Source organism: Pulveribacter suum, assembly GCF_003013695.1.
Classification (GTDB): Bacteria; Pseudomonadota; Gammaproteobacteria; order Burkholderiales; family Burkholderiaceae_C; genus Melaminivora; species Melaminivora suum.
Genome location: NZ_CP027792.1, coordinates 2,109,132 through 2,130,634 on the forward strand (window position 1 = coordinate 2,109,132; position 21,503 = coordinate 2,130,634).

Consider the following 21,503-nt stretch of genomic DNA (forward strand, 5'->3'; position numbering starts at 1 on the left):
CTTGTGAGGGATTGCTTTTCGTGCGGCCGGGCGACTGTGTGGCGGGAAAGCCCTTTATTGTAGCGCGGCCCCCGCGCCTTCAGCGGCGCCGGGCCGAGCGCACGCCGGGCACCGAGGCCACGATGGACAGCACCTTGTTCAGCCGCCCGGCGTCGGAAATCTCCACCGTGAACGTCATCCAGGCCGTGCCGCGCACGGACTGGGTCTGCACGCCGATGACGTTGGTCTTCTCGCGCGCAAACACGTCGGAGATGTCGCGCAGCAGCCCCTGGCGGTCGGAAGCCTCCACGGCCACGTCCACCGGATAGACGCTGGACAGCCCCGGCCCCGCGTCCGGCTGGCCCCACTGCACCTCGATCACCCGCTCGGCGCTGCGCGCGGCCATTTCGCGGAAGTTGCTGCAGTCGCTCCTGTGCACGCTCACGCCCTTGCCGCGCGTGACGAAGCCGCTGATGGGATCGGGCGGCGCGGGTCGGCAGCACTTGGCCAGCTGCGTCATGAGCGAATCCACGCCCACCACCAGCACCCCGCCCTTGCCCGAGCCGTCCGGCGTGCGCGGCTTCTTGAGGGCCAGCTCCGGCAGCGCGGCCGGCTCGGCCGGCGGGCGCAGCAGCAGCTCGATGCTGCGCAGCGAGAACTCGTCCTTGCCCACCACCTCGAACAGCGCATCGGCCGTCTTGAAGCCCAGCTGCACCGCCAGGTCGTCCAGCTTCACGGCCGTCTTGCCTTCGCGCTGCAGCAGCTTTTCCACCAGTTCGCGGCCGCGTGCCACGGTGGCGTGCGTGGCCTGGGCGTTGAACCAGGCCCGTACCTTGGCCTTGGCCCGGTTGCTGGTCAGGTAGCCCAGCTCGGGGTTGAGCCAGTCGCGCGAAGGCCTGCCTTCCTTGACGGTGCTGATCTCCACCGTCTGGCCGTTGTGCAGGGCGGTGTTGAGCGGCACCATCGCCCCGTCCACACGCGCGCCGCGGCAGCGGTGGCCCAGGTTGGTGTGTACGGCGTAGGCGAAATCCAGCGGCGTGGCGCCCTGGGGCAGCTCGACCACCGCGGCGCCCGGCGTCAGCACGTAGATGCGGTCCTCGAACAGTCCGCTGCTGGCGGCGCCGGACAGGTCGCGCTCCCAGGCCAGCAGCTGGCGCAGCACGGCTATCTTCGCGTCGTACTCGCTGCTGGCGGACACGCCCGCGTAACCCTTGGTGCCCGCCTCCTTGTAGGCCCAGTGGGCGGCCACGCCGTTTTCGGCGTGGTCGTTCATGGCCTGGGTGCGGATCTGGATCTCGATGGCCTTGCCCGCTTCGTCGCGCACCACGGTGTGCAGCGACTGATAGCCGTTGGGTTTGGGCTTGGCGATGTAGTCGTCGAACTCGGCCTCGATGGGGTTGAACTGGCTGTGCACCCAGCTCAGGGCGGCGTAGCAGTCGCGCACATTGGGCACGACCACGCGCAGCGCGCGGATGTCGAACACCTGGTCGAAATTCAGCGACTTGCCGCGCATCTTCTTGTAGATGCTGTAGATGTGCTTGGGCCGGCCTTTGACGGTGGCGCTGATGCTGTGCGCGCGCAGCTCGGCCTCCACGCGCGCGCGCAGCTGCTCCATGTGGTGCTCGCGTTCAGTGCGCTTTTCGTCCAGCAGCCGGGCGATTTCCTTGTAGGTCTCGGGTTCCAAAAAGCGAAAAGCCAGGTCCTCCAGCTCCCACTTCATCTGCCAGATGCCCAGGCGGTTGGCCAGCGGCGCGAAGACCTGCAGCGCTTCGCTCGCCATGGCGGGCGACACCGGCCGCTTGGCCGAGGCGTGGTAGCGCAGCGTCTGCAGGCGCGAGGCCAGGCGCAGCATGACCACGCGCAGGTCTCGCGAGAAGGCCAGCAGCATCTTGCGCACGTTTTCCGTCTGCGTGGCCAGGGCGTCCACCTGCTGGCCGCTGACCTGGGCGTTGCGCGCCTGCTGCTGCACGCGCATGAGCTTGGTGGTCTCCACCGCCAGCTCGGCCAGGTTGTCGCCGAAGGCCTTGGCGATGACTTCCTGCGGGCGGTTCAGGTGCGCGCTGGTGTAGACCAGGTAGGCCGCAGCCTGCATGGTCTCGGAGCCGCCCAGGTTGCGCAGGATGGCGCAGACCCCTTCGGCGTGCGCCAGCGTGTTCTCGCCCGTCTCCAGCGTCTCGCCGATCAGGAGCGGCTCGGCGAACAGGCGCGCGCGCTCCAGCGAGCCCACCTGCTCGGGCGGCACCTGCGCGGTGGCGGCAATGAGCTGGGGCACGCCCTCCTGCCCACCGGCGGGGATGGCGGGGAGGGTGTTGCCGGCCTTCATGGCTCGCCCGCCCCACCCTCGCCCAGCAGGAACCGCTGCACCACCGCCACCTGCGCGGGATCGACCAGCGTGGGCGCGTGGCCCACGCCGTCAAACTGCACCAGCCGGGCGCGCGGGCCGCGCTGCTGCATGGCCTGGGCGGTCTGCGGTGACAGCAGGTCGGACTGCGCACCACGCAGCAGCAGCACCCGGGCCGTGACCTGGTCATACAGCTGCCACAACAGCTGCTCGCCGGCCGCGGCCAGCTGCGGCGTCACGGCGCGAAAAGGCACGGCGATGGCGGGGTCGTAGTGCAGCACGAAGCCGCCCTGCGGCACAGGGCGCAGCATGGGGCGCGACAGCTGCAGCCATTGCTTGGGCGTGTGCGGGCCGAAGCCTTGTGAATCCTTCCACAGCGCATCGGCCGCCTGCTCAGGCGAACTGTAGTGCGCCGCCACCCCCAGGTACTGGCCGATGCGCTGCAGCGCCTGCGGCTCGAGCGCCGGGCCCACGTCGTTGAGCACCAGGCGGCGCACGGGTGCGGGCAGTGGCAGGCCAGCCTGCCCTGCCAGCACCAGGCCGATGAGTCCGCCCATGCTGGTACCTACCCAGTCCAGCGTGTGGATGGGAGATTCGGCGTGCAGCTGCGCCAGCAGGGCCACCATGTCTGCGGCGTACTGAGGGATTTGGTAGCCGGCCGGGTCGGCCAGCCAGTCGCTATGCCCGCGGCCGGCCACATCCGGGCAGATGACCCGGGCCTGGCCGGCAAGAGCGCGCGCCAGCGTATCGAAGTCGCGCCCCTGGCGCGACAGGCCATGCACGCAGACGATGACATGGCCCGCCGCGGCAGGCTCTGCTGCGCCGCCCCAGTCCCAGAAAGCCATGCGGTGGGCTCCGCTGGAGGGCGCGCGGGCGGCGGCCGGGCCGGGGCACGGTACGTATTTCAGCCTAGGTTCAATCATGGAAACAGTACCGTCCAGCAGCGCTCGATAATCCCTTCGCTGCATCGTAATTCATTCGGAGACCCCCACATGCTCAACGGCAAGACCGCCCTCGTCACCGGTTCCACCAGCGGTATCGGCTTAGGCATCGCCCAGGCGCTGGCGCGCCAGGGCGCCAACATCGTGCTCAACGGCTTCGGCGACGTGGACGGCCCCCGCGCCCAGGTGCTGGCTGCCGGCGAGCACGCCGGCGTGCGCGTGGCCTACCACGGTGCCGACATGAGCCGCCAGGGCGACATCGAGGACATGCTCAGGTACGCCGCCAGCCAATTCGGCCGTGTGGACATCCTGGTCAACAACGCCGGCATCCAGCACGTGGCCCCTGTGCAGGACTTCCCGCCCGAGAAGTGGGACGCCATCATCGCCATCAACCTGACCAGCGCCTTTCACACCACTCGGCTGGCGCTGCCGGGCATGCTGGCCGCGGGCTGGGGGCGCATCATCAACGTGGCCTCGGTGCACGGGCTGGTCGGCTCGGCGCAAAAGTCCGCCTACGTGGCGGCCAAGCACGGCATCGTCGGCCTGACCAAGGTCACGGCGCTGGAGACCGCCCCCACCGGCGTGACCTGCAACGCCATCTGCCCCGGCTGGGTGCTGACGCCGCTGGTGCAAAAGCAGGTGGATGCCAAGGCCGCCGAGCACGGCCTGTCCAACGACGAAGCCAAAAAGCTGCTGCTGGGCGAGAAGGAGCCCTCCATGCAGTTCACCACGCCCGAGGAGCTGGGCGCGCTGGCGGTGTTCTTGTGCTCGGCCGCCGGCAACAACGTGCGCGGCGTGGCCTGGAACATGGACGGCGCCTGGGCCGCCCAGTGAGTGCCGCCTGAGTGCGCTCATCTTTTGATAGCTGCCAGCGCTTGCCCATCAAGCGCTGAAGGCCCAAAAGACCCGGAACTTCGGCTAGCGCAGCTGCACCGAGCCCGAGACCGTCACCACCACCTGTGCCTCGCCGGCCTCCACCGGCACCGGCGCGGCGCTGTCGAAGGCCGCGCCCTTGGCCTGCATGGCCATCATGCGTGGACGCGGGCCGGGCGACATCTCCTGGCTGTTCACGCTGACCTCGCGCAGCGTGTAGCCCGAAAAACCGAAGCCCCGGGCCAGCTCGCTCGCGCGTGCCTTGAAAGCTTCGATGGCTTCTGTCTGGGCCTGCGTCTCGACCTGCTGGCGCGCTTCGCGCGACAGATCGAACGCCATCTGGCTGATGGTCAGGCTGCGGATCTTGCCCGCCGTGCCCGTGATGCGCGCGAAGTCGCGCCCCGACAGCACCAGCTGCGCCCGGCCCTGCCAGCCGTTGATGCGCCCGTCCTTGGCATAGCGCGGCTGCAGCCCGAAGTCGCCCGTGCGCACCTCCATCTGCCGCGGCGAAGCACTGCTGCGCGCCTGTGTCAACGCTTCGTCCAGTGCCTGCTGCAGCTGCGCCTGCACCTGGGCGGCGTCCTCGCCCTCCTTCGTGGTGGACAGGGTCAGCACCAGCAGGTCCTGGCGCGCCTGCATGCTGCCGCTGGCGGACAACTGCAGCACGTTGTGCGGCGCCTCGGACGGCTGTGATTGGGCAAAAGTGGCCGCGGCGCTCGCCAGCAAAGCGCTGGCAGCTACATATTTAATAGCATTTCGCATCGTTCTTCCTTTGTTTTCGTGGATGCCGGGCAGGCAGATGCGCTGCCCGCTGACATGGAAACTAACCGGCCTGTGGCAGGCAAAAAGTGAAGCGCCGGTAATGTCATTGCGAGGTGCCGCAAAACCTGTAACAGTTGGTCAGACCCGTTGGTAAACCGCGGCATTTCGCGGCCAAGCTGGTCAGAATCGCCGCTGTTACAAATTGGATTTGGGGAAAAAGTATGGCTTCGACAACCAACCGCACCGACAAAGTTCTCGTGGTGGACGACGACGCACGCATCCGCGATCTGCTGCGTCGCTATCTGACGCAGGAGGGCTTCGAGGTGATGGTTGCGGAAGATGGCAAGGCGCTCAACCGCATCCTGCTGCGCGAGACCGTGGACCTGATCGTTCTGGACCTGATGATGCCCGGCGAGGACGGCCTGTCCATCTGCCGGCGCCTGCGCGCCGCCAACGACCGCACGCCCATCATCATGCTCACCGCCAAGGGCGAGGACGTGGACCGCATCGTCGGCCTGGAGGTCGGCGCGGACGACTACCTGGGCAAGCCCTTCAACCCGCGCGAACTGCTGGCGCGCATCCACGCCGTGCTGCGCCGCCGCCCGCCCCAGGAGGCACCGGGCGCCCCTTCGGGCGACAACGAGGTGGTCAATTTCGGCCCCTTCACCTTCGACCTGGGCACACGGGCGCTGCAGAGAAACGGCGAGGAGCTGCCCCTGACCACCGGCGAATTCGCCATGCTCAAAGCCCTGGTGCGCCACCCGCGCCAGCCGCTGTCGCGCGAAAAGCTGGCCCTGCTGGCGCGCGGGCGCGAGTTCGAGCCCTTCGACCGCAGCCTGGACGTGCAAATCTCGCGCCTGCGCAAGCTGGTGGAGGTGGACGCCGCGCAGCCCCGCTATATCCAGACCGTCTGGGGTGTAGGCTACGTGTTCGTGCCGGACGGGGCCAACTGACGCCCGCCTGCGCGAGCCGTCCGCGCGGCCCGCAACGGCCCACGGCCGGCAGCAGGCGGCAGCCGCGCGCAGGCGCGGCGCCTGCTGCCTGTGCCCTGCTCCCTTTGCGGCCCTGCAAGCCAACGCCAGCCCTTCATGCCCCCTTCTTCCGAAGCCCCCCACGACGCGACCAGCCCTGCCCCGCTGGAGACGCCGGCGCCGCGCCGCGCCGCGCGCTCGCGGGTCGGGCTGAACCTGTTTTGGCGCACCTTCTTTCTGCTGTCGCTGTTGCTGGTGGGCTGCATCCTGGCCTGGCTGCAGACGCTGCGGGCGCTGGAGTTTGAGCCGCGCACGCTGCAGTCGGCCCAGCAGATCGCCTCGCTGGTCAACCTGAGCCGCGCGGCGCTGATCCATGCGGACGCCATCGCCCGGGTGTCGCTGCTCAAAACCATGGCCGACCAGGAAGGCGTGCGCATCCTGCCGCGCGAGCCGGGAGACCGTTTCGAGCTGCTGGCGCCCTCGGCCCTAGGCTCGCGCCTGACCGACGAGCTCACCCAGCGCCTGGGCCCGGGCACCATCCTGGCCAGCAACGTCAATGGCGAGCCGGGCCTGTGGATCGGCTTCACCATCAACGGCGACCCCAACTGGCTGCTGATGGACCGCTCGCGCCTGAGCACCGCCAGCGGCAAGACCTGGCTGATCTGGCTGATCACGGCAGGCGCGCTGTCGCTGGCGGGCGCCGCCGTCATCGCGCGGCTGATCAACCGGCCGCTCAAGCAGCTGTCGTATGCCGCCAACCGCGTGCGCGACGGCGACTTCGCCGCCAGCCAGCTGGACGAGGGGGTGGTGACCAACGAGATCCGCGAGGTCAACATCGGCTTCAACCGCATGGCGCAAAAGCTCGCCAAGCTGGAGCAGGACCGCGCCGTCATGCTGGCCGGCATCTCCCACGACCTGCGCACCCCCCTGGCGCGCCTGCGGCTGGAGACCGAGATGAGCGTCAACGACGACGTGGCCCGCCAGCACATGGTGGCCGACATCGTTCAGCTGGACGCCACCATCGACAAGTTCCTGGACTACGCGCGCCCGGACGGCGTGGCGCTCTCGCCCGTCAACCTGCACGCCGTGGTCTCGTCCTGCGTGTACGCCGTGCAGGACCACCGCGAACTGGCCATCACCATGAACGTGCCGGAAGACCTGAACGTGCTGGCCGACGAGGTCGAGCTGGCCCGGGTGATCTCCAACCTGCTGGAAAACGCCCGCCGCTACGGCAAGGACATGGAAACCGGCATCACCACGGTGGACATCGCCGCCAAGGCGCGCGAGAAATGGGTATTGCTGAAAGTGCGCGACCATGGACCCGGCGCGCCGCCGGAGCAGCTGGCCAGCCTGACCAAGCCATTCTTTCGCGGCGACTCGGCCCGCACGGCCGCCGCCGGCGCCGGCCTTGGGCTGTCCATCGTGGACAAGACGGTGCAGCGCCTGGGCGGCATCTTCGCGCTGGCCAATTCGGCCTCGGGCGGCCTGGTGGCCCACGTGCAGCTGCAGCGCGCGCCCGATCTGCCGGACGGCAAGGACCCCAAGCAGCGTCTGCAGCGCCCCCAGGTCAAGCGCCACCTGCCGCCGAAGTCGCACAAGGCGACGCGGCCGCTGTAGCCCCGCCGGCCGGCGCCCGGTTCAGGCCCGGCGCAGCAGCACCACGGCGCGCGCCTCCATCGCCGCGCCCTGCCCCACCGGCCCCAGCCGCTCGGCCGTCTTGGCTTTCACGTTCACCTGGCCGATCGTCAGCTGCAGCACGGCGGCGATGCGCTCGCGCATGGCCGCGATGTGCGGCGCCAGGCGCGGCGCCTGGGCAATGACGGTGCTGTCGATGTTCACGACGGCGTAGCCCTCGGCCGCCACGCGGCGCCCCACTTCGGCCAGCAGCGCGCTGGAATCTGCGCCGCGAAAGCGCACATCCGTGTCGGGAAAGTGGCTGCCGATGTCGCCCAGCGCCGCGGCGCCCAGCAGCGCATCGGTGATGGCGTGCAGCAGCACGTCGGCATCCGAATGGCCCATCAGGCCGCTCTGGTGCGCAATGTCCACCCCGCCGATGACCAGCCGCCTCCCGGGCGCCAGGGCGTGTACGTCCCAGCCCTCGCCAATCCTGAAATCCATCTGAGTCGCGCTTTCTGTTCGATTCGTTCGTGATGCGTCGCGCTGCCGGTCAACGGGCCGGGCGCGTGAAGAAGACGGCAGCGTCCGCCCCGACGGCGGCCTCGCCGCCGGCGCCGGCAAAGCGCGCCACCGTGGCGCCGTGCAGGCGCTGGGCAAGCACGGCTTCGGCCAGGGCGAAGTCCTCGGGGTAGGTGACCTTGAAGTTCTGCGCGCTGGCGGGCACCAGGCGCGGGCGCAGGCCCATGGCCTCCATGGCGCTGGCCTCGTCGGTGGCGGCGCCGCCCATGTGCTGCAGTGCCTCGCGCAGCGCGCCCAGGCGAAACATCTGCGGCGTCTGCGCCAGCCACTTGTCGCTGCGGTCCACGGTGGCGGCCACGCGCACGCCCGAGGGCCCGTCGGTGGCAGTCTTGAGGGTATCGGCCAGCTTGTGGCCCAGCAGGCCGCCCACGGCGTCGTGCTGGCAGGCGTCGATCAGCGCGTCGATCTGCGCCGTGCTCACGAGGCAGCGGGCGGCGTCGTGCACCAGCACCCAGTCGGCGTCCTGCGCGCCGCGCTCGGCCAGCGCCTGCAGGCCGCCCAGCACCGTATCGGCCCGCGTGGCGCCGCCGCAGGGCACGGCAAAAAACAAGGGGTGGCGGTGCTCATCGAAGAACGTATCGCCCGGCGCCACGGCCACCAGCGTGCCGGCAAGCCGGGCCACGCCGAAGAAAGCTGCCAGCGTGTGCAGCACCAAAGGCTGGCCGGCCACGCGCTGGTACTGTTTGGGCAGGCCCTGCACGGCGCCCTGCGCCAGGGCGCGGCTGCCGGTGCCGGCGCAGGGCACCAGGCCCCACAGCCGTGCAGGCGGGCCCGCCGCGGGCGCGGCAGTCTGGCGCAGCAGCGCGCCAAAGGCGGACGTGTCAGTCATGGGCGGCATTCTAGAATCGCCCTTCGCCGCCCAAACCCTGCACCGCCGCGGCGCCTCCCGCATGGACCTTCTTCCCAAAATCCCCCCCGGAAAACGCCACGCCCTGCCCCGCCCTGCGGGCAGCGCCGATGCCCTGTTGCTGGCCCGCCTGGGCGAGCGCGAAAAAGCCGCCGGCCGCGTCACCGCCATCGTCACGGCCGACGCCACCGACGCGCAGCGGCTGATCGACGAGCTGGCCTTTTTTGCCCCCGAGCTGCGCTGCGCCCTGTTCCCCGACTGGGAGACGCTGCCCTACGACAGCTTCTCGCCCCACCAGGACCTGATCAGCGAGCGCCTGGCCACGCTGTGGCGCATCTCGCAGGGCGAGCTGGACGTGGTGCTGGTGCCCGCCACCACGGCGCTGTACCGGCTGGCGCCGCAATCGTTCCTCGCGGCCTACACCTTCCATTTCAAGACCGGCCAGAAGCTGGACGAGGCGCGGCTGCGCGCGCAGCTGACGCTGGCCGGCTACCAGCACGTGTCGCAAGTAGTCAGCCATGGCGAATATGCCGTGCGCGGCGGCCTGATCGACCTGTTCCCCATGGGCTCGCCCGTGCCGTACCGCGTGGATTTGTTCGATGACGAGATCGACTCCATCCGCACGTTCGACCCGGACAGCCAGCGCAGCCTGTATCCGGTGCCCGAGATCCGCCTGCTGCCGGGCCGTGAATTTCCGATGGACGAGCCGGCACGCGCGCGTTTTCGCCAGCGCTGGCGCGAGCTGCTGGAGGGCGACCCCACGCGCAGCCGCATCTACAAGGACATGGGCGCGGGCATCGCCACGGCCGGCATCGAGTACTACCTGCCGCTGTTCTTTGAAGAGACGGCCACCGTGTTCGACTACCTGGGCAGCGGCGCCACGCTGGCGCTGCACGGCGACCTGGAGGCGGCCTTCCAGCGCTTTTGGCAGGACACGCGCGAGCGCTACCGCCTGATCGCGGGCGACCCCGAGCATCCGGCCCTGCCGCCCGAGGCGCTGTTCCTGACCGCCGACCAGTTCTACGCCCAGGCCAAGCCGCATGCGCAGCTGGCGCTGCGCCCGGGCGTGGAGGACGTGGCCGACAGCGCCCACTTCCAGCCGCTGCCCGACCTGGCCGTGGTGCGCGGCGCCGAAGACCCGCTGGCGCGGCTGCAGTCGCACCTAGCGGCAACACAAAGGCGCACCCTGCTGCTGGCCGAGACCGCGGGCCGGCGCGAAAGCCTGCTGGACTTCCTGCGTGCCTCGGGCCTGAACCCGCCGGCGTTCGACTCGCTGGCCGAATTCGAAGCGGAGGCCGGCGAGCGCCTGGGTATCGCCACCGGCGCGCTGGCGCGCGGCTTTGCCTGGGTGGACGGCGGCATCGACTTCGTCACCGAGACCGAGCTGTTCGCCACCACCGGCACCACGCGCCGGCGCAAGAAGCAGGAGCAGGCCAGCGACGTCGAGGCGCTGATCAAGGACCTGTCCGAGCTGAAGGTGGGTGACCCGGTGGTGCACACCCAGCACGGCATCGGCCGCTACCGCGGGCTGGTGAACATGGACGTGGGCCAGAAGAACCCTGACGGCACGCCCGCGCTACAGGAATTTCTGCACCTGGAGTACGCCGACAAGGCCGTGCTGTACGTGCCCGTGAGCCAGCTGCAGCAGATCGGCCGCTACACCGGCGTGTCGCCCGACGAGGCGCCGCTGCACAAGCTGGGCAGCGGCCAGTGGGACAAGGCCCGGCGCAAGGCGGCCGAGCAGGTGCGAGACACCGCCGCCGAGCTGCTCAACATCTACGCCCGCCGCGCCGCGCGCCAGGGCCACGCCTTCCGCTACCCGGCGCAGGACTACGAGGAGTTTGTGAGCGACTTCGGCTTCGAGGAAACGGCCGACCAGCGGGCCGCCATCCACGCCGTGGTGCAGGACATGATCAGCCCCCAGCCCATGGACCGCCTGGTCTGCGGCGACGTGGGCTTCGGCAAGACCGAGGTCGCCCTGCGCGCCTGCTTCGTCGCCGTGGCCGGCGGCAAGCAGGTGGCCTTTCTCGCGCCCACCACGCTGCTGGCCGAGCAGCACTACCGCACGCTGGTGGACCGCTTTTCCAAGTGGCCGGTGAAGGTGGCCGAGGTTTCGCGCTTTCGCTCGGGCAAGGAGATCACGGCGGCCGTCAAGGGCATTGCGGATGGCACCGTGGATATCGTCGTGGGCACGCACAAGCTGCTCAGCGAATCCACCCAGTTCAAGAACCTGGGCCTGCTCATCATCGACGAGGAACACCGCTTCGGCGTGCGCCACAAGGAAGCCATGAAGGCACTGCGCGCCGAAGTTGACGTGCTGACGCTCACCGCCACGCCCATCCCCCGCACCATGGGCATGGCGCTGGAAGGCCTGCGCGACCTGTCCGTGATCGCCACTGCGCCGCAGCGCCGCCTGGCCATCAAGACCTTCGTGCGCAGCGAGAACAACGGCGTGATCCGCGAGGCCGTGTTGCGCGAGTTGAAGCGCGGCGGCCAGTGCTACTTCTTGCACAACGAGGTCGAGACCATCGAGAACCGCCGCCAGGCGCTGGAGAAAATCCTGCCCGAGGCGCGCATCGCCATCGCCCACGGCCAGATGCCCGAGCGCGAGCTCGAGCGCGTCATGCGCGACTTCGTGGCGCAGCGCTTCAACGTGCTGCTGTGCTCGACCATCATCGAGACCGGCATCGACGTGCCCAGTGCCAACACCATCCTCATCAGCCGCGCCGACCGCTTTGGCCTGGCCCAGCTGCACCAGCTGCGCGGACGCGTGGGCCGCAGCCACCACCAAGCCTATGCCTACCTGATGGTGCCCGACTTGGAGAGCCTGACCAAGCAGGCGGGCCAGCGCCTGGAAGCCATCCAGCAGATGGAGGAACTGGGCAGCGGCTTTTACCTCGCCATGCACGACCTAGAGATCCGCGGCGCCGGCGAGGTGCTGGGCGAAAACCAGAGCGGCAACATGCTCGAAGTGGGCTTTCAGCTCTACAACGAGATGCTGTCGGAGGCCGTGCGCAGCCTCAAAGCCGGCAAGGAGCCCGACCTGCTCGCACCCATGCAGGCGGCCACCGACATCAACCTGCACGCCCCCGCCCTGCTGCCCGAGGACTACTGCGGCGACGTGCACCTGCGCCTGTCGTTCTACAAAAAACTCGCCACCGCCAAAACGGGCGAGCAGATCGACGCGCTGCTGGAGGAGCTGGTGGACCGCTTCGGCAAGCTGCCGCCGCAGGCGCAGGCGCTGATCGACGTGCACCGCCTGCGCGTCTTGAGCCAGGCCTACGGCGTGGTCAAGGTGGATGCGGCCCCGGGTGTCATCACCATCACCTTCAAGCCCCAGCCGCCGGTGGACCCGATGGCCATCATCCACCTGATCCAGAAGAACAAGCACATCAAGCTGGCCGGCAACGAAAAGCTGCGCATCGAGCGCGAACTGCCCGAAGCCAAGGACCGCGCGCAGATGGTGCGCGACGTGCTGCGCAGCCTGGGCAAGCCGCTGACCGAGGCCGTGCCGGCGTAGGTTTGCAATGAGATACGCCTCCAGCGCCCGCCCGGTAAGCGCCAGCAGCTATCAAACTAGTAGCAACAAGCCGCTTGCGCGGCCGCCCCGGCATGCTGCTTGAGGCCGCCCTGGCCCTGCTGGCCCTGGCCCTCGCGCTGGCCGCACGCCCGTGGCGCATGCTGGCCAGCCGCAAGCCGCTGGCGCATGAAAGCCATGGCGCGCCCGCCGCGCTGTGGACGCCGCTGCTGGCCACGCTGGCCGTCCTGCCCTGGGCCTGGGCGTTGCCCACGCTGCACCGCATGCCGCTGCAGCTGCAGTGGTCCGGCGCCTGCCTGGTGCTGCTGATGCTGGGCTGGCCGCTGGCCGTGCCCACGCTGCTGGCCGTGGGGGCGCTGGCCTGCCTGTTCTCGCCCGGCCTGGCCTGGCCCGAGGCATTGGGCCTGGCCGTCTGGTCGGGCGTGGTGCCGGCCACGCTGGCGCTGCTGCTGGGCGTGCTGCTGCGCCGGCTGATGGGCGACCACAGCCTGGGCGGCGCCCGTGCCTTCGTCTATGTGCTGGGCCGGGGCTTCCTGGGCACGGCGGTGTGCATGTTCATCGCCGGCAGCCTGGCGCAGTGGACGGGCCACGTGCTGCCCGGCGTGGGCGAGGGGCTGTCGCTGGTGGCACGCTGGCTGATGGCCTGGGGCGACGCCTTCGTGACCGGCATGCTGTGCGCGGTGTTCGTGGCCTTCAAGCCGCAGTGGCTGGCGACCTGGTCGGACGATATCTACCTGCGCCGGCCCTGAGACAATCGCTGCGCGCTGCCGCGTCCGCGGCCTCTTCCTACTCCTGCTTCATTCTTTTTCCATGTCCGCTTCCGCCTTTGAATTCGCCCCCGGCCTGGTCGTGCAAGGCGTCCAGCCACCCCTGCAGCTGGCCGACTACCGGCTCATGGTCTTCGACATGGACTCCACCCTCATCAGCATCGAGTGCGTGGACGAGATCGCCGACGCGGTGGGCAAGAAGGCCGAGGTGGCGGCCATCACCGAGGCGGCGATGCAGGGCGTCATCACCGACTACAAGGAAAGCCTGCGCCAGCGCGTGGCGCTGCTCAAGGGGGTGGCGGTGGAGCACCTGGAGCGGGTGTTCACCGAGCGCCTGCGCTTCACCCCCGGCGCCCAGGAGCTGGTCGCCGCCGCCCGCGCGGCGGGCCTGACGACGCTGCTGGTCTCGGGCGGCTTCACGTTCTTTTCCGACCGCGTCAAGGCGCAGCTGGGCATCGACTTGGCGCGCGCCAACGTGCTGGAGATCGAAGGCGGCCAGCTCACCGGCCGCATGGTCCAACAACCCTGGGGCGACATCTGCGACGGCGCGGAGAAGCGCCGCACGCTGCTGGAAGTGGCCTCGCTCATGGGCATTGATCCGCGCAAGGCCATCGCCGTAGGCGACGGGGCGAACGACCTGCCCATGATGGGCGTGGCCGGCCTGTCGGTGGCCTTTCACGCCAAGCCGGCGGTGCGGGCCCAGGCCAGGGTGGCCATCAACAGCGGCGGGCTCGACCGCCTGCTGGAAGTGCTGCGCTGAACGGCGCATCCAGACGCTCCTATATGCATAGCTGCTGACGCTTGCCTGGCAAGCGCTGGGGCCGGTTCTTGCCAAATTTCGTCTGCATAAGGCTTCTATTTCATATATGTTTATGAAAATAAAAGCTTCGAGACGCCTATGGACGCCGCTTACACTGCAGCTCTGGCATTCGCCCTCTTGCCATCAAGAGCGCTCTCTGTTAGTCCATCTCGAAAAAAGGAAGTTTTCCATGCTGAAGAAGTCCCTCACCGCCATTGCCCTGGCTGCTGCCGCCCTCGGTGCCCACGCGGCCGACGTGCTGAAAGTGGCCGCCACGGCTGTGCCCCACGCCGAAATCCTGAACTTCGTGAAGCCCCAACTCAAGGCCCAGGGCGTGGATCTGCAGGTCAAGGAATTCAGCGACTACGTGCAGCCCAACGCCGCCGTCGAGGACAAGCAGCTGGATGCCAACTTCTTCCAGCACCAGCCCTACCTGGACAGCTACAACAAGGACCGCAAGAGCAGCCTGGTGCTCGTGCCCAACGGCAAGGTGCACGTGGAGCCCTTCGGCGCCTACTCCAGCAAGATCAAGAACGTGAAGGACCTGAAGGACGGCGCCACCATCGCCATCCCAAACGATCCCTCCAACGGCGGCCGCGCCCTGATCCTGCTGGCCAAGCAGGGCCTGATCGAGCTGAAGGACCCGGCCAGCCTGACGCCCACGCCGCTGGACATCGCCAAGAACCCCAGAAAGTTCAAGTTCAAGGAGCTGGAGGCGCCCCTGCTGCCCCGCGCGCTGGCCGACGTGGACCTGGCCCTGATCAACACCAACTACGCCATCGAGGCCAAGCTCAACCCCACCCAGGATGCGCTGTTCATCGAAGGCGCCGACTCGCCCTACACCAACATCGTGGCCGCGCGCGCCGACCGTGCGGGCGACCCGACGATTGCCAAGCTGGTGAATGCGCTGCACACGCCCGAGGTGAAGAAGTTCATCCAGGACAAATACAAGGGTGCCGTCGTCCCTGCGTTCTGACCGCGCACACCGCGTTTTCTCGCACCTGCTGAATGAAAAAGCGCTGCCTTCGGGCAGCGTTTTTTTGTGCCTAGCCCTTCCCGGCCCGGGAGAAATTGTCAGCATTGGTAACGCATGGCTGCTATGCTTGCCGAATTCATCGCCTCCGGGCCCTTGAAGGAGTCTTTCAACATGCTGTCCCCCACCGCCCAGCGTTCCCCATCTGCCACCGCCAACGCTGCGGAATACCTCACCTTTCGCCTGGGCCAGGAGGAGTACGGCATCGACATCCTGCGCGTGCAGGAAATCCGCTCCTACGAGCAGCCCACCCGCATGGCGCACGCGCCGGAGTTCATCAAGGGTGTGATCGACCTGCGCGGCGTGATCGTGCCCATCGTCGATCTGCGCCTGAAGCTGCGCTGCGAGACGGCCGACTACACCGACTTCACCGTGGTCATCATCCTGAACGTGGGCGGCACGGTGCTGGGCGCCGTGGTGGACGCGGTGGCCGACGTGGTGGCCCTGCCGGCCGAGGCCATCAAGCCCGCGCCGCAGTTCCAGGGCCAGGTGGATGCGTCCTTCGTGCGCGGCATCGCCACCGTGGGCGAGCGCATGCTGATCGTGGTGGACATCGAGTCGCTGCTGAGCGGCTCGGAGATGGGCCTGGTCAAGTCGGCGGCCACCAGCGCCTGAGCGGGCCTGCACCGCACCGAAAAAAAGCCGGGCTGCCCTTGAAGGCAGCCCGGTTTTTTTACATCTTTTCGGCCTCCAGCGCTTATGGGGCAAGCGCTGGCAGCTATTTATTCGATAGCAAAAAAGATCAGCCCGCGGTCTTGCCGTAGTTGGCCACGCCGTCGGTAATCTCCTGGTGCGCGGCCTCCAGGCCTTCCCAGCCCAGCACCTTGACCCACTTGCCCTCTTCCAGGTCCTTGTAGTGTTCGAAGAAGTGGGTGATGGCCTTGAGCTGCATGGGGTTCACGTCGTCGATCCCCTTGATGCCTTCCCAGGCCTTGAGCACCTTGGCCGTGGGCACGGCCAGCACCTTGCCGTCCACGCCGGCCTCGTCTTCCATCTTCAGGATGCCCAGGGCGCGACAGGGCACGACCACGCCCGGCTGCAGCGGGTAGGGGGTCAGCACCAGCACGTCCACCGGGTCGCCGTCGCCCGACAGGGTCTGCGGCACATAGCCGTAGTTGCAGGGGTAGTGCATGGCCACGCTGATGAAACGGTCCACGAACACCGCACCCGACTCCTTGTCCACCTCGTACTTGATGGGGTCGGCTTCGGCGGGGATCTCGATCACCACGTTGAAAGTTTCGGGCAGCTTGGAGCCAGGCTTGACTAGATTCAGCGACATGATGGTTGTGGGGGGATTGGAAAAAGGAAAGCAGGCGGCCTGCAGCGCTGATGGCTGCGGCGGCGCAGGGGCGAATTTTAGGCCCATGCCCTTGCGCCGAACTTGCGCCTGCGGCTGCGGGGCCTTTTGGGGCCGCGCACAGGCGACTGCACGTCGCGGGCGGCTGCCGCACAATGGCCGCCATGCAGCTGCACTACATCGCCAACGCGGGCATCGCCTCCACCTCGGGCCGCACCATTGCCGTGATCGACCCGTCCGACGGCCAGCCCTTCGAGGAGATCCAGCGCGGCACGGCCGAGGACATCGACGCCGCCGTGCACGCCGCGCGCCAGTGTTTCGACAGCGTCTATAGCCGCATGGCCCCGGTCGAGCGCGGCCGCCTGCTGGCACGCCTGTCCGCTCTGGTGGCCGAGCACGCGGACGAACTGGCCGCCCTGGAGCAGCGCGACTGCGGCAAGCCCACGCGGCAGGCGCGCGCCGATGCCCTGGCCCTGGCGCGCTATTTCGAGTTCTACGCCGGCGCCTGCGACAAGCTGCACGGCGAGACCATCCCCTATGCCGACGGCTACAGCGTGCTGACCTGGCGCGAGCCCCACGGCGTCACGGGCCACATCGTGCCGTGGAACTACCCGATGCAGATCTTCGGACGCTGCGTGGGCGCGGCCCTGGCCGCCGGCAATGTCTGCGTGGTCAAACCGGCCGAGGACGCCTGCCTGTCGCTGCTGCGCGTGGCCCAGCTGGCCGCCGAGGCCGGCTTTCCCGCGGGCGCGCTGAACATCGTCACCGGCTACGGCCACGAGGTGGGCGACGCCCTGGCGCGCCACCCGGGCATCCAGCACATCAGCTTCACCGGCAGCCCGCACGTGGGCACGCTGATCCAGCAGGCCGCCGCCGAGCGCCACTGCCCGGTGACGCTGGAGCTCGGCGGCAAAAGCCCGCAGATCGTCTTTGCCGACGCCGACCTGGACGCTGCCGTGCCGTCCATCGTCAACGCCATCATCCAGAACGCGGGCCAAACGTGCTCGGCCGGCTCGCGCGTGCTCATCGACGCGCTGATCTACGAGCCGCTGCTGCAGCGGCTGGGCCGCGCCTTCGAGGCCCTGCGCGTGGGCCCGGCCGCCATGGACTTGGACCTGGGGCCACTCATCCGCCAGAGCCAGCAGCAGCGCGTGTGGGATTTCCTGTCCGACGCGCAGGTCGCCGGCATCCCGCTGGTAGCCCAGGGCACCGTGGTGGACGAGGCGCCCGACACGGGCTTCTACCAGGCCCCCGCCCTGCTGCGCGACGTGCCGCCCGGCCATCGGCTGGCGCAGGAAGAAGTCTTCGGCCCGGTGCTGGTCGCCATGCCTTTCGAAGGCGAAGACCATGCCGTCCAGCTGGCCAACGGCACGCCCTACGGCCTGGTGGCCGGCGTGTGGACACGCGACGGCGCGCGCCAGCTGCGCATGGCCCGGCGCGTGGCCGCAGGCCAGGTGTTCATCAACAACTACGGCGCGGCCGGCGGAGTGGAGCTGCCCTTTGGCGGCGTGAAATCCAGCGGCCATGGGCGCGAGAAGGGCTTCGAGGCGCTGTACGGCTTCACCACGCTGAAGACCGTGGCCATCCGCCACGGCTGAGCGCCGCCCGTCCGTCTCTTTTGTGCCGGTGCCCGCGCACCGGCTGCCCTGGCGCCCTTCCATGCCCCTGTCCGCCCCCGCTCCCCGCACCGCCCGCCACGTCCGCCGCGTCACCTACCAGGGTTTCGAGCGCGAGGACGGCCTGTGGGACATCGAAGGCGAGCTGCACGACAGCAAGACGCACGCGCTGCCCAGCCTGTTCGTCCCTGGCGGAATGCGCCCGCCGGGCGACCCCATCCACCACATGCGTCTGCGCGTGACGGTGGACCGACAGCTGGTGGTGCAGGCCATCGAGTCGAGCATGGAAGCCCACCCGCTGTCCGGCTGCAAGGCCGCGCAGCAGGCCCTGCAGACCATGGTGGGCTGCAGCATGGCGCGCGGCTGGCGCCAGGCCATCCAGACGCACCTGGGCGGCGTGGCCGGCTGCACGCACCTGCGCGAGCTGCTGTTCAACCTGGCTACCGCGGCCTTCCAGTCGGTGCACGAGGCGTTTCAGGGCGCTGGCGACGGGCCGCCGCGCCACCTGGGCCAGTGCACGGGCTGGGATTTCGCGGGCGAGGGAGTGCGGATGCATTACCCGCAGTTTCATACCCTCACCTCAAACGCTATCGAAAAGTGAGCTACCAGCGCTTGCTGGGCAAGCGCTGAAGGGTGTTTTGGCCAAATAGGAAAGACCCGCCCCGCCTGCCCAGTCCGATCGGCGGACGGGTTCCAGTCCGCTCAGCCCAGCACGTCCCTGAGCGCGGCTTCGTACAGGCCGGTGAGGTTGTCCATGACTTCCAGCAGGCGCTCGCTGGTGGTGGCCACCTCTTCCTGCCCCCGTGCGTCGGGCTGGCGCTTGAGGGCAGCCTCGAAGAACAGCCACTGCGCCTGGCCCAGCTCCAGCGCCGAGCGGATGGCCGGCGTGCTGATCGGCGCGGCGCCCAGCTGGCCCAGCGCGCTCTGGAATTCGCTGGCGTCCTGCGCCATCTGCGCCCGCGCGCCGCTGCCCGCCAGGCCGGCCGCCATCAGGCCGTAGTCGCGGGCCAGGCGCTGCGACAGCATGCGCTGGCGCCCGGCCACGTTGACCAGCTTGGCCGAAGGCGCCTGGGCCAGCTGCTCCAGCGATTGCGTGGCCTTGTCCGCCGCGGCCAGCAGCACGTCCGACTGGCGGCAGGCGGCCAGGTAGGTATCTCTGGCTGGCGCCTGCGCCAGCAGCGCGTCGAGCTGGCCGGCGGCCTTGCGCACCTCGCCCAGCAGGCGCGCAACCTCGGGCGGCCAGCCCTGTTCGTCCAGATCCACCAGACCGGCGCGGATCTGCTTGCGCGCCGCCTCCAGCACGTCGCGCGAGCGCAGGGGCGAGACCTGCAGGTACAGCAGCCCATAGGCCTTGGCCGCCCGCTGCGACAGCGCCCGGTAGCGCGCCGTGCGGTTGATGGCCGTGGCAATGGCCACGCGCGCCTGCGCCGACAGCGGCAGGGTCTGCGCCAGCAGCAGGCCGGCGGCAGCACGCAGCACCGTGCGGCGGTCAGCGGTCAGGGCGCAGGGCCGGGAAAACGGGAAGAGGGAGCGGGACAAGGACATCGGCCGATTGTCCGGGCGCGGGGCGGCACCCCTTCTTGACCTGCCTCAAATGCAGGTGCAGCACCGCGGCGCCGCCCTTGCTTGACGCGGATCAATCGGCAAAGCCGCACGGGCCGCCCTGGCGGGAGCGATGCGGCACAATTTGCCCATGGCTGAACGTGTCATCCCCATCGTGGACCAGCGCGCGGCAGTGCTCGCACCCGACTCGCTGGCCCTGGCCGGCCTGCCTGCGGCCAGCGGCACGCTGCTGGACACGCGTGGCCGGCCGCTGCGCGACCTGCGCATCAGCGTCACCGACCGGTGCAACTTCCGCTGCAGCTACTGCATGCCCAAGGAAGTGTTCGACAAGCACTACCGCTACCTGCCGCACGGCGATCTGCTGAGCTTCGAGGAGATCACGCGCCTGGCGCGGCTGTTCCTGGCCCACGGCGTGCGCAAGATCCGCCTGACGGGCGGCGAGCCGCTGCTGCGCAAGGACCTGGAGCGGCTGGTGGCGCAGCTGTCGGCTTTGCGCACGGTGGAGGGCCGCGCTCCCGACCTGACGCTGACCACCAACGGCTCGCTGCTGGCGCGCAAGGCCCGGGCACTGAAGGACGCCGGCCTGTCGCGCGTCACCGTCAGCCTGGACAGCCTGCAGGACGAGGTGTTTCGCCGCATGAACGACATGGACTTCCCCGTGGGGGAAGTGCTGGCCGGCATCGAGGCGGCCCGCGCGGCGGGCCTCGCGCACATCAAGGTCAACATGGTGGTCAAGCGTGGCACCAACGACCACGAGATCCTTCCCATGGCGCGGCACTTCCGCGGCACGGGCATCACCCTGCGCTTCATTGAATACATGGACGTGGGCGCCACCAACGGCTGGCGCATGGACGAGGTGCTGCCCTCGGCGCAAGTGATCGAGCGCCTGCAGGCCGAGCTGCCGCTGGTGCCGCTGGCCGCCACCTCGCCTGGCGAGACGGCCCGGCGCTGGGGCTATGCCGGCCCCGATGGCCGCCATGACCCCGCCCTGGGCGAGGTGGGCGTCATCAGCAGCGTCACCCAGGCATTTTGCGGCGACTGCAACCGCGCCCGCCTGTCCATGGAAGGGCGGCTGTACCTGTGCCTGTTCGCCACCCAGGGCTGGGACCTGCGCAGCCTGCTGCGCGGCGGCGCCGGCGACGCGCAGGTCGAGGCCGCCCTCGCCGGCATCTGGGGCCAGCGCAGCGACCGCTATTCCGAGCTGCGCGCCAGCCTGCCCGCCGACACCGGCGGGGCCGCGCGCCGCATCGAGATGAGCTATATCGGCGGCTGATGCAGCCGGCCGTTGCCCACGACATCACCGCCCTGGTCTTGGCCGGCGGCCGCGGCACGCGCATGGGCGGTGCCGACAAGGGCCTGCAGCCCTTTCGCGGCCAGCCCCTGGCGCTACACGCTGCGCGCCGCGTGCAGCCACAGGTAGCGGGCGTGATGCTGAATGCCAACCGGCACCTGGACATTTACGGCAACTGGGGCCTGCCGGTATGGCCCGACGACGCCCAGGGCGCGTTTGCCGGCCCCCTGGCCGGCTTTGCCACCGGGCTGGCGCACTGCCCCACGCCGTGGCTGCTCGCCTTGCCGTGCGATACACCGCTGTTTCCTGCCGACCTGGCTGCGCGCCTGGCCGCCGCCGCGCATGAGGCCCGCGCGCCCATCGCCATGGCCGCCGCACCCGAAGCCCCGGACGGCGGCGGCCCGCCGCAGCTGCGCACCCACGCCGTGTTCTGCCTGATGCACGTGTCGCTGCGGGCCGATCTGCAGGCCTTTGTGCAATCCGGCGGGCGGCGCGTGCAGCAGTGGAGCGCCCGCCACGGCTGCGCCATCGCGGCCTTCGACCGGCCGGGCGATGCGCCCCAGGCGTTTGCCAACGCCAACACGCTGGAGCAGCTGCAGGCGCTGGAAAGTCTGGCGCCTGGCTGACGGGGCGCGCGCCGCGTGGCCGATAAGGTCGGCCCAGACCCCTTCAAAACCCACAAGGATCAC

Annotated in this window: 19 protein-coding genes; 12 read left to right on the forward strand and 7 right to left on the reverse strand. The window is 69.3% G+C overall.

All coding sequences use genetic code 11. The features are described 5' to 3' along the window. Window positions 1-79: 79 nt before the first annotated feature. Together C7H73_RS09710 and C7H73_RS09715 are read right to left on the reverse strand one after the other, a co-directional pair. Window positions 80-2,302, reverse strand: a complete 2,223-nt coding sequence (locus C7H73_RS09710) for a RelA/SpoT family protein (protein WP_106846458.1) — start codon at window positions 2,300-2,302, stop codon at window positions 80-82. Then, the gene (locus tag C7H73_RS09715; protein ID WP_106846459.1) at window positions 2,299-3,243 is read right to left on the reverse strand and encodes an alpha/beta fold hydrolase; all 945 of its coding nucleotides are present in this window, start codon (window positions 3,241-3,243) and stop codon (window positions 2,299-2,301) included. The genes C7H73_RS09710 and C7H73_RS09715 overlap by 4 nt, the downstream gene beginning before the upstream one ends. 69 nt (window positions 3,244-3,312) lie before the next feature. Between C7H73_RS09715 and C7H73_RS09720 the strand changes: the two genes are divergently transcribed. Beyond that, on the forward strand, window positions 3,313-4,095 hold the full coding sequence (locus C7H73_RS09720; protein WP_106846460.1) for a 3-hydroxybutyrate dehydrogenase: 783 nt from the start codon (window positions 3,313-3,315) through the stop codon (window positions 4,093-4,095). Between the two features lie 84 nt (window positions 4,096-4,179). On the opposite strand, the gene C7H73_RS09725 is transcribed toward C7H73_RS09720, so the two are convergent. Continuing rightward, complete coding sequence (locus C7H73_RS09725; RefSeq protein WP_106846461.1) at window positions 4,180-4,896, reverse strand: SIMPL domain-containing protein; 717 nt, start codon at window positions 4,894-4,896, stop codon at window positions 4,180-4,182. Between the two features lie 221 nt (window positions 4,897-5,117). Between C7H73_RS09725 and ompR the strand changes: the two genes are divergently transcribed. Together ompR and C7H73_RS09735 are read left to right on the forward strand one after the other, a co-directional pair. After that, window positions 5,118-5,849 carry an osmolarity response regulator transcription factor OmpR gene (gene ompR / locus C7H73_RS09730; RefSeq protein WP_106846462.1) on the forward strand — a complete coding sequence of 244 codons (732 nt, stop codon included), beginning with the start codon at window positions 5,118-5,120 and terminating at the stop codon, window positions 5,847-5,849. 135 nt (window positions 5,850-5,984) lie between these two features. Beyond that, window positions 5,985-7,484 carry a sensor histidine kinase gene (locus C7H73_RS09735; protein WP_106846463.1) on the forward strand — a complete coding sequence of 500 codons (1,500 nt, stop codon included), beginning with the start codon at window positions 5,985-5,987 and terminating at the stop codon, window positions 7,482-7,484. Between the two features lie 21 nt (window positions 7,485-7,505). Here C7H73_RS09735 and ispF read toward each other — a convergent pair whose 3' ends face one another. Continuing rightward, a complete protein-coding gene (gene ispF, locus C7H73_RS09740) occupies window positions 7,506-7,985 on the reverse strand; it encodes a 2-C-methyl-D-erythritol 2,4-cyclodiphosphate synthase (protein WP_106846464.1) in 480 nt (159 codons plus the stop codon). Between the two features lie 49 nt (window positions 7,986-8,034). After that, entirely contained in the window at window positions 8,035-8,892 is an 858-nt protein-coding gene (gene ispD, locus C7H73_RS09745; RefSeq protein WP_106846465.1) for a 2-C-methyl-D-erythritol 4-phosphate cytidylyltransferase, read from the reverse strand. Between the two features lie 61 nt (window positions 8,893-8,953). Between ispD and mfd the strand changes: the two genes are divergently transcribed. From mfd to C7H73_RS09770, 5 genes are all read left to right on the forward strand, one after another. After that, window positions 8,954-12,430, forward strand: coding sequence for a transcription-repair coupling factor (gene mfd / locus C7H73_RS09750; RefSeq protein ID WP_106847616.1), 3,477 nt, complete (start codon window positions 8,954-8,956; stop codon window positions 12,428-12,430). A gap of 92 nt (window positions 12,431-12,522) precedes the next feature. Beyond that, entirely contained in the window at window positions 12,523-13,197 is a 675-nt protein-coding gene (locus C7H73_RS09755) for a hypothetical protein (protein WP_106846466.1), read from the forward strand. Window positions 13,198-13,258: 61 nt separating this feature from the next. Continuing rightward, entirely contained in the window at window positions 13,259-13,975 is a 717-nt protein-coding gene (gene serB, locus C7H73_RS09760; RefSeq protein ID WP_106846467.1) for a phosphoserine phosphatase SerB, read from the forward strand. Between the two features lie 229 nt (window positions 13,976-14,204). Then, entirely contained in the window at window positions 14,205-14,990 is a 786-nt protein-coding gene (locus C7H73_RS09765) for a MetQ/NlpA family ABC transporter substrate-binding protein (protein ID WP_106846468.1), read from the forward strand. 171 nt (window positions 14,991-15,161) lie between these two features. Continuing rightward, window positions 15,162-15,662: a chemotaxis protein CheW gene (locus tag C7H73_RS09770; protein WP_106847617.1), complete on the forward strand. Its 501-nt coding sequence runs from the start codon at window positions 15,162-15,164 to the stop codon at window positions 15,660-15,662. Between the two features lie 127 nt (window positions 15,663-15,789). On the opposite strand, the gene ppa is transcribed toward C7H73_RS09770, so the two are convergent. Continuing rightward, a complete protein-coding gene (gene ppa, locus C7H73_RS09775; protein ID WP_106846469.1) occupies window positions 15,790-16,326 on the reverse strand; it encodes an inorganic diphosphatase in 537 nt (178 codons plus the stop codon). A 182-nt stretch (window positions 16,327-16,508) separates the two neighbouring features. Here ppa and C7H73_RS09780 point away from each other — a divergent pair, with 182 nt between their 5' ends. After that, complete coding sequence (locus tag C7H73_RS09780; RefSeq protein ID WP_106847618.1) at window positions 16,509-17,942, forward strand: aldehyde dehydrogenase family protein; 1,434 nt, start codon at window positions 16,509-16,511, stop codon at window positions 17,940-17,942. Window positions 17,943-18,003: 61 nt separating this feature from the next. Then, window positions 18,004-18,561 carry a DUF2889 domain-containing protein gene (locus C7H73_RS09785; RefSeq protein WP_106847619.1) on the forward strand — a complete coding sequence of 186 codons (558 nt, stop codon included), beginning with the start codon at window positions 18,004-18,006 and terminating at the stop codon, window positions 18,559-18,561. A 101-nt stretch (window positions 18,562-18,662) separates the two neighbouring features. Here C7H73_RS09785 and C7H73_RS09790 read toward each other — a convergent pair whose 3' ends face one another. Further along, entirely contained in the window at window positions 18,663-19,505 is an 843-nt protein-coding gene (locus C7H73_RS09790; protein WP_106846470.1) for a type IV pili methyl-accepting chemotaxis transducer N-terminal domain-containing protein, read from the reverse strand. 148 nt (window positions 19,506-19,653) lie between these two features. Between C7H73_RS09790 and moaA the strand changes: the two genes are divergently transcribed. Further along, window positions 19,654-20,796: a GTP 3',8-cyclase MoaA gene (moaA, locus tag C7H73_RS09795; RefSeq protein WP_106846471.1), complete on the forward strand. Its 1,143-nt coding sequence runs from the start codon at window positions 19,654-19,656 to the stop codon at window positions 20,794-20,796. After that, entirely contained in the window at window positions 20,796-21,440 is a 645-nt protein-coding gene (gene mobA, locus C7H73_RS09800; RefSeq protein ID WP_106846472.1) for a molybdenum cofactor guanylyltransferase MobA, read from the forward strand. Before moaA ends, mobA begins: the two co-directional genes overlap by 1 nt. Window positions 21,441-21,503 lie beyond the last annotated feature (63 nt).